Below are 9,404 nucleotides of genomic sequence, written 5' to 3'. Positions count from 1 at the left end.
CGGGCCAGCTTCGCGAACATCGGCTCCAGGACCGACCGCAGCTTCCGGTTGATCTCCCCCACGAACGGAGACATCCCATCGGCGCGTTCGCTGCCCAGGGTGAGCCCGCGCATCCGCTCACGGTCGGCGTCGGTGCTCAAGCTGCCGTCCGGGTCCAGACCTGCGAGCAGGACTTCGCCCATGACCGGCAACCCTTCGGGGTACCCGGTGGGGGCGAACTCGGTCAACTGCAACTCGGTGGCTTCGCGCACGTCGGCGTCGAGGCTGCCGGGCAGGCGGTTCATCACCGTCATGATCCGCCGCACATGATCGACCCCGATCACACCTTCGCGGTGGGCTTTGGCGACGTGGGCGAGGGTGGGTTCGAGTTCCACACCCGAGACGATGCGAGGCCCGGTCTCGACGGCGATGTTGACCCGGGACGCGGCGTCGGCGCGGGAGATCCCGAGGGTTTGGCGCAGAAACACTTTCGGGGTCGCGACCCCGCCGCGCTGGGCCAGACCACGGGTGGTGGTCTCGATGACATACCGGGTTTTGACCGCTTCGAGTTTGCGGGTGCAGGTTTCCACCTCCCGCATCAACGCGATGAATTCATCATCGTGCAACGGAACCAGCGACGCATCCAGGAGGTGATCGACCGCTGCTGTCAGTGCGTGTGCACTGACAGCAGTTGTGGTTTCTCCCCCCGAATTCATGCCTCTATTCTACCGCCGCCGAACAGCCCGGGAAAGGCGAATTGTGTTGTGATATACGGATATTCAGACTGATGGACCGACCAGCCTATTTCCCGTTCTTGTTCTTTTCTCGTCTTGTTTCTTGGTCGTTTTCCCTTCTTCTCGTCCAGGCGTCTTTAATCTTTTGTTCTTTTATCTCTTCGCTCTCTAAAACGAAACGATTCAGAGCGGCGCAGGCAGGCTATGAATCAACTTCACAGTCTCAGTAATAACCGTCGGATCCGTATTAGGCAGCACCCCATGCCCGAGGTTGAAGATATGCCCGGTAGCCCCGAGCGTGATCGCTTCATCAGCCTCATGAGCAATCCGCCGAACCTCGGATTCGACCGCAGCCGACCCGGCGAACAGCACAGCCGGATCAAGGTTGCCCTGCAACGCTTTTCCGGGGCCGACTCGACGAACAGCATCGGTGAGCGGCACTCGCCAGTCGACGCCGACAACATCGGCACCGGCTTCGCCCATGGCCCCGAGCAGCTCCCCGGTGCCGACACCGAAGTGGATGCGCGGGATCCCGGCAGAGGCAACCTCGGCGAAGACTCGCTCGGAGTGCGGCAGCACGTACTCGCGATACTGCGCAAGCGTCAGCGCACCCGCCCAGGAGTCGAACAGCTGAACCGCGTCTACTCCGGCAGCGATCTGCGCCTGCAGGAACTCGATGGTGATGTCCGTCAGCACCCCGAGCAGCTGATGCCAGGTCTCGGGGTCCGAGAACATCATCGCCTTGGTGCGCTCGTGGTTCTTGCTGGGTCCACCCTCGACCAGGTACGAGGCGAGCGTGAACGGCGCTCCGGCGAAGCCGATCAACGGCGTCTGGTCCAGCGCATCGAGCAGCAGCCCGATACCGGCGGTGACCGCACCGACTTCTTCCGCACGCAGGCGCGGCAGCGCGCGCACATCGGCGGTGGTCCGGATCGGATCGGCGACGACCGGCCCGACCCCGGCGACGATGTCGAGGTCGATGCCCGCGGCCTTCAGCGGAACCACGATGTCGGAGAACAGGATTGCCGCGTCCACATCGTGGCGGCGGATCGGCTGCATGGTGATCTCGCACACCAGCTCCGGATTGAAACAGGATTCCAGCATGCCGACGCCGACGCGCAGTTCGCGGTACTCGGGCAGGGAACGGCCTGCCTGGCGCATGAACCACACCGGACGACGATGCGGGACGCCACCGGTGGCGGCGGCGAGGAAGGGGGCATCGGTCAGCTGGCGACGGGAGTGAGTGCTCATCACGGCTCATCGTAAAGGCCGCGGGCGGCGCGCCTTCCACTACACCGCGCCGGAGAGGTCTACCGTCCTCATACGTGACACCGCTCGACTTCCGCGACGGCGCCGCACCGACCCCGGAGCCTGAAGAACCCGCAAGGTTCCGCGCCGCGGTCGATGCGATGGGAACCGCAACAATGCACCCCCGGATCGAGCTAGCTCCGATCCGCCCTCCGCAGCGCCTGGCTCCGTACTCCTATGCACTAGGAGCGGAAGTCACTCGCCCTGACACGAATGTGGTGCCCGTCGACTCCGACGGGGACGCCTTCGGCCGCCTGATCCTGTTGCACGACCCGAACGGGCAGGAAGCCTGGAACGGCGTCTTCCGGCTGGTGGCCTATATCCAGGCCGATATCGACTCCGCGCTCGCCGCCGATCCGCTGCTGCCCGAGGTGGCGTGGAGTTGGCTGGTGGACTCGCTCGATTCGCGGACGCCGTTCACAGCGCTGGGCGGCACCGTCACCTCGACGAGTTCGGTGCGATACGGCGACATAGCGGGACCGCCGCGTGCGCATCAGCTCGAATTACGCGCTTCGTGGACGGTCGGCGATACCGCTATGCGGCCGCATGTGGAGGCCTTCTGTGAGGTCCTCGCGTACGCCGCGGGGCTGCCGCCGGCCGGGGTAACCCGACTGGATACCCGGCGCGGCGACACCGATTCCGACTAGGCGCGCGCGAGAACTTCTGTACTGCAACGAAATCGGCGCCGGACAACTACGATTCCCGAAAGTCGGGCGCCGAGTCGCCCCTCTTTGTTTCTCCGACGTGACGCGGATCGCCACTGTCCTACCCGTAGAGTTCAAGACCATGTCCGTACCAGAAGAGCCCGAAGCCACTGCCGCGGTACCGTTGCTCGCGCCAGCGGAGGGTGTGCCGCCGGTATTGGACAGTGCTGCCGCAATAACGGACGCCGCGCGGCTGCTCGCCGCCGGCACCGGGCCGCTCGCGGTGGACGCGGAACGGGCTTCGGGCTTCCGGTACTCGAATCGGGCTTACCTCATTCAGCTGCGGCGTGCGGGCGCCGGCTCCTTCCTCATCGACCCGATTCCGGTGGACGGTGACCTCACCCCGCTCGCCGAGGCGATCAATGATCTCGAATGGGTGCTGCACTCCGCCGATCAGGATCTGCCGGGGCTCGCGGAGCTCGGGCTGTACCCGGCGCGGCTGTACGACACCGAACTGGGCGGGCGACTGGCCGGATACGAGCGGGTCGGGCTCGCCGCCATGGTGGAGAAGCTGCTCGGGCGGGAACTACGTAAGGGCCACGGGGCCGCCGACTGGTCGACCCGGCCGCTGCCCGACGAATGGCTGAACTACGCGGCGCTCGATGTGGAACTGCTGCTGGAGCTGCGGGACGCGGTCGCGCTGGAGCTCGAGGAGCAGGGCAAGACCGATTGGGCGGCACAGGAATTCGAGCATGTGCGACTGGCCGAACCCTCCGCGCCCAAATCGGATCGGTGGCGGCGGACCTCCGGGATCCACACGCTGCGCCGCACCCGGCAGCTCGGCGTGGTGCGCGAACTGTGGACCACCCGCGATCGGCTGGCCCGCCTCCGCGATGTGGCGCCGGCGCGCATCCTGCCGGATTCGGCGATCGTGGCCGCCGCCAATAGCGAACCCAAGTCCATTGCGCAGTTGCGGGCCCTGCCGGTGTTCGGCGGGCCCCGGCAGCGGCGCTACTCGCGCGAATGGCTGGGTGCTGTCGAGCGTGCCCGGGCCCTCCCCGAGAGCGAACTCCCGCCGCTCACGCAACCCTTCGATGGGCCGCCGCCGGTCAACCGGTGGGAGCGCCGGGATCCGGCCGCCGCCGCGCGATTGCAGCACGCCCGCGCGGCCATGAGTGAACTTTCCGGCGAAGTGTCGGTACCGGTGGAGAACCTGCTGATGCCGGACCTGCTGCGCCGCATGTGCTGGGACGGGCTGCCGCGCTCGGTCGCGAACGGCGAAGGCCCGGCCCTGATCGACGACTTCCTGTCGGCCGGCGGGGCAAGACCGTGGCAGCGAGATCTAGCTGTCTCGCGACTGGCTGACGCGCTCTTTCCTGCAGACGACAAAGAGGCCTGAGCCGGTCGACCCGGCCCCTCGAATACGGCACCACCTACGGGCGCATAACCCCGTCATCCAGATGCATGTCCCCGTCATCCCGGCATGCTTTTGGCCGGGATCTACCGAGGTCGGCTGATCAGTGCTGAGTATGGATCCCGGCCAAAAATGCGCCGGGATGACGGGGAATCTCCGACAGCCAGGATGACTACGCGGCTTCCGTCAGTCTTCGAATACTGGTGGGCGGCGGTCTTTGCGGGCTCGGATCGCTTCGTCGAAGTTTTCGGTGGTCAGGCGGACGTAGAGCTGGGCGGTGCCCTCGTGTTGCATGTGTGATTCGAAGCTGCCTGCTTCCAGGCCGCTCCACAGCATGCGCTTGGTGAGTTCGGTGCCTACGCGGCTCCACCGGATGATCTGATCGGCCGTGTCGTAGGCCGCCTCGAGGAGTTTGTCGGCGGGGACCACGCGCGAAACCAGGCCGATGCGTTCGGCTTCCGTGGCATCCACATCGCGGCCGGTGAGCATGATCTCGAAGGCCCGGGTGGTACCGACCACACGCGGCAGCAGATAGCTGATGCCGAGTTCGGCCGAGGTCAGGCCATTATTGATGCCTGCCGCGCGGAAATACGCGTCCTCCGAGGCGATGCGGAGATCGGTGCCGACGGCCAGGCAGAAGCCGCCGCCGATGGCCGCGCCATTGATGGCGCTGAGCACCGGCTGATGCATGCGGCGGATGGTGAGCATCACATTGTTGAGCAGGTCCATGGAGCGGCGGGCGACGCTGGTCTTGGTCAGACCCGCCACGCCGGGCACCCGGCCCGCATGGGTCAGATCCGCGCCCGAGCAGAAGCCCTGGCCGGCGCCGGTGAGCACAACCACGCGCACGTCATTGTCGGCGGCGACCGCCTCCAGGGTTTCGCGCAGCGGCACCATGACGTCGAAGGCCATGGCATTCATCCGCTCGGGGCGGTTGAGGGTGACCAGTGCGATCCCTGGGCGCGGCTTTTCGACGAGCACGAACTCTGGCGACATGCGGACTCCTGACCGGAAAAACTGCAACCGGTTACAGAATGTACGCGAGAAGCTCAGCGGTGCACACGCTCTGCTGCAAAAGGAAAAGCCGCCAGAGACCCGCCTAGTCCGCCAGTACCTTCTCCTGTTCGAGCGATACCGCGTCCGCCGACTCCGCGACCTCGGCCAAGCGCAGTCCCGCTTCGATCTCCGGCTCGGCCCCAGCCGGCCGGGTGCCGCCGCTCAGCCAGCCGCTGATCCGCTGCGTCACATCGGCCGGGGTGAGACCCAGGTCCTGAAGCACCTGACCACGCGTGGCGTGATCCAGGAAGCGCTGCGGCACACCGATATCCCGCGTCGGCACATCCAGCCCGGCCTCGCGCAGGCGCGCCGAGACCGTACAGCCGATGCCGCCGTGCAGGCCGCTGTCCTCGAGCGTGACCACCAGCCGGTAGTTCTCGGCCAGCTTCACCACCGCATCCGAGACCGGGAGCACCCAGCGCGGATCGATGACGGTGACCGAAACCCCTTCCGCCTCCAGCCCGTCCGCGACCTGCAGTGCGAGGTCCGCGAATGAGCCGACGGCGACCAGCAGGACATCGGCGCGCACCGATTGCGCGGAGGCGTCCTCGAGATCGGGCAGGCGCAGCACGTCCACACCGTCGAAGCGCTCGACCGCGGAAATGTCTCCGGCCACATTGCCCTTGGGGAAGCGGATGGCGGTGGGGCCGTCGCTGATGTGCAGGGCCTCCCCCAGCTCCTCGCGCAGCGTCGCCGCATCACGCGGGGCGGCCACCCGGATACCGGGCACGATGCCGAGCACCGACAGGTCCCACATGCCGTTGTGGCTGGCGCCGTCGTCACCGGTGACACCGGCGCGGTCCAGCACCAGGGTCACGGGCAGTTTCAGCAGCGACACATCCATGAGCAGCTGGTCGAAGGCACGGTTGAGGAAGGTGGAGTAGATGGCCACCACCGGATGCAGGCCACCCAGCGCCATACCGGCCGCGGAGGTCATGGCGTGCTGTTCGGCAATGCCGACGTCGAACATGCGCTCCGGGAAGCGCTTTCCGAACGCCGACAATCCGGTCGGACCCGGCATGGCGGCGGTAATGGCGACAATGTCGTCGCGCTGCTCGGCCTGCGCGATCAGCTCCTTGGAGAAGATCGAGGTCCAGCTCGGCGCGGTCGAACCACCCACCGGCTCACCCGTTTCCGGGTCGATGCGGCTGATGGCGTGCATCTGATCGGCCACATGGTCCTCGGCCGGCTTGTAGCCGCGGCCCTTCTGGGTGACCACGTGCACCACCACCGGACCACCGAAGTCCTTGGCGCGCCGCAGCGCAGCCTCCACCGCGACGGTGTCGTGACCGTCGACCGGGCCCACATACTTCAGGCCCAGATCGCCGAACAGCTCCTGCGGCGCGACGGCATCCTTGATGCCCGTCTTCAGGGCGTGCAGCATCGAATAGGCCGAATCCCCCACGCGCGGAATGGACTGCACGATGCGCTTGGTGGCGTCCAGCGCCTGCTCGTAGGCGGGCTGCATACGCAGTCCGGCCAGCCGCTCGGCGAGACCGCCGATGGTCGGCGCATACGAACGACCGTTGTCGTTGACCACCACGATGACCGAGCGCTCCTGCCCGGCAGCGATATTGTTCAACGCCTCCCAGCACATACCGCCGGTCAGCGCGCCGTCGCCGACAACCGCGACCACATGCCGCTTCTGCCGGGTCAGCGCGAACGCCTTGGCCAGACCGTCCGCGTACGACAGCGAGGCCGACGCATGCGAGGACTCCACCCAGTCGTGCACACTCTCGGCGCGGCACGGATAGCCCGATAGGCCGCCGTTCTTGCGCAGCGTGTCGAACCCGTCCTTGCGGCCGGTCAGGATCTTGTGCACGTACGACTGGTGCCCGGTATCGAAGATGATCGGGTCGGTCGGCGAATCGAAGATCCGGTGCAGCGCGATGGTCAGCTCCACGACACCGAGGTTCGGGCCCAGGTGCCCGCCGGTGACGGCGACCTTTCGCACCAGGAACTCGCGAATTTCCTCAGCCAACTCGCGCAGCTCCGGTATCGACAGCCGACGCAGATCCTCGGGCATGTCGACCCGGGAAAGCACTCCCACGGCTATTGCTCCCTCCGGATATCTCCTGTGATTGCAACAGTCTACGGAGCCTGCAGTGGCCCCCGACCCCAGGAACTAATTGTCACCTGCGACATCCGCAGGGAATGTGAGGCTCCACACACATTACGCGGATACAGTGGGCCCGTGGTCCCCCCAATTTCGGCCATCGGCGCGTCGACGACGACCGGTCCCGGCGTGGTGGCCCGCATCATCGACGAAGTATACGAGTTGTGCCGCGCAGACACCTCCGGTGAGCTTGCCGACTACATCCCGGAACTGGCAGCGGTACAACCGGATTCGTTCGGCATCTGCCTGGCTACGGCGGACGGACGGGTGTACGGCAGCGGAGATCTGGACACCTGCTTCACAATTCAGTCGATTTCGAAACCGTTCACCTACGCACTGGCACTCGCCGATCACGGAACCGCAGCGATGGCGGAGCGCATCGATGTGGAGCCCACCGGGGAACCGTTCTACGAAATCAGTCTGGACCCCAAGACACAGCGACCGCGCAATCCGATGATCAATGCCGGCGCCATTGCCGCGGCCGGATTGATCGAAGGCCGTGATGCGGCCGACCGGTTTGCCCGGATACGTCGCAGCTACAGCCGATTCGCCGGGCGCGAACTGAAACTCAACGAGGATGTCTACGCCTCCGAAGCGCGTACCGGATTCCGCAATCGCGCTATCGGATATCTGCTGCGCGGCGCCGGAATCATCGACGGCGATCCGGAAGAGGCCGTGGATCGCTACTTCCGGCAGTGCTCCATCGATGTCACCTGCCGTGATCTGGCGATGATGGCGGCGACCCTCGCCAATAACGGCGTGAATCCGGTCACGCACGAACGCGCGCTCACCGGACCGCTGGTCGAGCAAGTACTCAGCGTCATGACCACCTGTGGCATGTACGACGCCGCCGGCGACTGGGTGACCACCGTCGGACTGCCCGCGAAAAGCGGTGTGGGCGGCGGAATCATGGCCGTGCTGCCGGGGCAGATCGGTATTGCGGTGTACTCGCCGCGGCTCGACGCACACGGCAGCAGCGTGCGCGGTGTGAAGGCGTGCCGGGAACTCTCACACCGATTGGGGCTTCACTTCCTGCACGTGACGCGGGCCGCGCACACCGCGATTCGGACCGCGTATTCGGTGGCCGAAGCGCCCTCGCGATTGCGGCGGGATGCGGATGAGCTGGCGGTGCTGCGGGAGTGGGGCGAGCGCGCCCGCATCTTCGAACTGCACGGCGACCTACTGTTCGCGGGTGCGGAATCCACGGTGCGGGCCGTGGAGGACACCTCCGGGCAGCTGGAGGCACTGGTGCTGGATCTGCGCGAGGTGGCCGATGTGAGCGAGATCGCAGTGCGCATGATCGATGATCTGCAAGCCGAACTGGCCGCCGCCGGATGCCGTGTCGCACTGGTCGATCCGGAGGCGAAGCTCGGGCATATGACCTCGAGCCTGAATCCGAACGACCCGCGCGGGCGGGTGTTCGCGGACCGGGACAGCGCCACCGAATGGTGCGAGCAGCTCATTATCGACAAATACCGGCCGGAGGATTGCACGCCCTCGGCGGCGCTGCGGGTGGAACAGCATCCGGCGATCGCCGATTTACCCGAGGATGAAAAGCAGCGGCTGGCAAAGGAATTCGAAATCCGGACCATTGCGCGCGGTGAACGCATCGTGGCGCGCGACAGTCCACGTGCCGGGCTGTTCCTGATTCTCGACGGCCGGGTGCGCGTGACGTTCGAGGATCGCGACGGGCTGCGGCACCGGTTGATCTCACTGTCGCCGGGCATGTCGTTCGGTGAGATTTCGCTGCTGACCGGGGTGCAATTCAGCAATGACATCTATGCCGAGACGACGGTGCGGCTGGCGGTGCTGCCGCCGGACAAGTTCGATCAACTCACCAGTCAGGCGCCGGAAGTGAAACTGGCGCTGCTGGAACGACTTGCGACGGCGGCCTATGCGCAGGCCGATGCGGCCGTGCGCGCGCTGGCCGCACACGGCGGGGTCTGAACCCCGCGACAATGAGTTCCCCGTGGAGGCAGCATGTGGGTCTGGCATCCACACTCGGGCCGACCACAGCCGCCGGAGCGACCGCGCGGCGCGGGGTTCGGTGTGTCGGGCGTCGGTAGCATCGGGGTGCCCTGGAACCGATCGAGGAGGACGCCGTGACCAGCAGTGCAATCGACACCGGCACCATTACCACCTTCGGAGCCGGG

At 66.3% G+C, this 9,404-nt stretch carries 7 protein-coding genes; 3 read left to right on the top strand and 4 right to left on the bottom strand.

The window, feature by feature from the left end:
- On the bottom strand, nt 1-695 hold a 695-nt coding region (locus tag JWN03_RS12035), incomplete at its 3' end, for a DUF222 domain-containing protein (protein ID WP_297613807.1).
- 201 nt (nt 696-896) lie between these two features.
- Entirely contained in the window at nt 897-1,964 is a 1,068-nt protein-coding gene (gene hemE, locus JWN03_RS12030; protein WP_297613806.1) for a uroporphyrinogen decarboxylase, read from the bottom strand.
- A 74-nt stretch (nt 1,965-2,038) separates the two neighbouring features.
- On the opposite strand from hemE, the gene JWN03_RS12025 reads away from it, so the two are divergent.
- Nucleotides 2,039-2,668, top strand: coding sequence for a DUF3000 domain-containing protein (locus JWN03_RS12025; RefSeq protein ID WP_297613805.1), 630 nt, complete (start codon nt 2,039-2,041; stop codon nt 2,666-2,668).
- Nucleotides 2,669-2,807: 139 nt separating this feature from the next.
- Nucleotides 2,808-4,064: a ribonuclease D gene (locus JWN03_RS12020; protein ID WP_297613804.1), complete on the top strand. Its 1,257-nt coding sequence runs from the start codon at nt 2,808-2,810 to the stop codon at nt 4,062-4,064.
- Between the two features lie 201 nt (nt 4,065-4,265).
- On the opposite strand, the gene JWN03_RS12015 is transcribed toward JWN03_RS12020, so the two are convergent.
- Nucleotides 4,266-5,075: an enoyl-CoA hydratase gene (locus tag JWN03_RS12015; RefSeq protein WP_297613803.1), complete on the bottom strand. Its 810-nt coding sequence runs from the start codon at nt 5,073-5,075 to the stop codon at nt 4,266-4,268.
- A 103-nt stretch (nt 5,076-5,178) separates the two neighbouring features.
- On the bottom strand, nt 5,179-7,179 hold the full coding sequence (gene dxs, locus JWN03_RS12010) for a 1-deoxy-D-xylulose-5-phosphate synthase (RefSeq protein WP_297613808.1): 2,001 nt from the start codon (nt 7,177-7,179) through the stop codon (nt 5,179-5,181).
- Between the two features lie 150 nt (nt 7,180-7,329).
- Here dxs and glsA point away from each other — a divergent pair, with 150 nt between their 5' ends.
- On the top strand, nt 7,330-9,198 hold the full coding sequence (glsA, locus tag JWN03_RS12005; RefSeq protein WP_297613802.1) for a glutaminase A: 1,869 nt from the start codon (nt 7,330-7,332) through the stop codon (nt 9,196-9,198).
- Nucleotides 9,199-9,404 lie beyond the last annotated feature (206 nt).

It is taken from the genome of Nocardia sp. (assembly GCF_025465275.1).
Classification (GTDB): Bacteria; Actinomycetota; Actinomycetes; order Mycobacteriales; family Mycobacteriaceae; genus Nocardia.
The sequence above is the reverse complement of the archived record's forward strand: the minus strand, read 5'-3'. Positions and strand labels throughout refer to the sequence as shown.

What these genes read in the sequence shown, in the direction of transcription:
- JWN03_RS12015 (WP_297613803.1), bottom strand. Translation starts at nt 5,075, where the DNA reads ATGTCGCCAGAGTTCGTGCTCGTCGAAAAGCCGCGCCCAGGGATCGCA.
- JWN03_RS12020 (WP_297613804.1), top strand. Translation starts at nt 2,808, where the DNA reads ATGTCCGTACCAGAAGAGCCCGAAGCCACTGCCGCGGTACCGTTGCTC.
- hemE (WP_297613806.1), bottom strand. Translation starts at nt 1,964, where the DNA reads ATGAGCACTCACTCCCGTCGCCAGCTGACCGATGCCCCCTTCCTCGCC.